At 72.7% G+C, this 754-nt stretch carries 1 protein-coding gene; it reads right to left on the reverse strand.

Annotated elements, in window-relative coordinates; genetic code table 11:
• Positions 1–151 precede the first annotated feature (151 nt).
• On the reverse strand, positions 152–667 hold the full coding sequence (locus ACZ5CR_RS44350; RefSeq protein WP_468869096.1) for a hypothetical protein: 516 nt from the start codon (positions 665–667) through the stop codon (positions 152–154).
• Between the last annotated feature and the right edge of the window lie 87 nt (positions 668–754).

A 754-nucleotide genomic window follows, 5' to 3' on the forward strand; every position in this document is an offset into this window, starting at 1 on the left:
CGGAAGTGTCGTGGTGCACGACTTCGACGCCACCTGCTGGCACGTGGGCTGACCCGGTCGGCTGCGGTTGACGATTCGGGTGTGCACCCCGTCGAGGGGATGCCCACCCGAACACCGCGCGATTCCACGCATCCTGGCTCGGACAGGCTCTCTAGGCGGCGCCCTCGCCGGCCCACTCCCGCAGCAGTGCCTCCCTCTCCGTCCCCCGGGGCGAGCCGCCCTCCCGTGCCCGGCCCCACTCCGCCATCGCCGCCAGCGCCGTCCGCAGCGTCGCCTCGCCCTCCGTCATGCGGGACAGGAGCGTCAGGGACAGGTCGTACTCCGACTGGGAGTAGCCCGTTGCCGCTGCCACGTACGCCGTCAGGGTCGTTTCCTCGGCCTCCGGCCTCGCGAGCCGGACCGTCATCGCCGGTGCGTCGTCCGAGCCGCCAAGGCCCACCGTCAGGGCCATGTCCACCAGGACGCCCACCTGGCGCTTGAGGGACTTCACCGGGGCGTCCTCGACGGTCAGGGCGCGCACCTCGTCCCAGGGGTAGAACGCCGACTGCTTGTCCCCCAGGGCCACCACACCCTCCGGCGTCAGCCGCACCCCCGCCGCGAGGCCCGACGGCTTCGCGCCCACGTACACATCGCCCTCGGCGATCCAGAACAGGCCCACCATGGCCATCGTCGGCTCAACTCCCCCGGAGAAACGGTCAAACTGCGCGTAGGGGGAGGGGGGGGGGGGACACCACTCCCCCCCCCCCCCCGCCCC

The sequence above is a fragment of the Streptomyces sp. NPDC031274 genome (assembly GCF_055570235.1).

Coding starts and splice junctions, on each gene's coding strand:
- ACZ5CR_RS44350 (WP_468869096.1), bottom strand. CDS start 667: ATGGCCATGGTGGGCCTGTTCTGGATCGCCGAGGGCGATGTGTACGTG.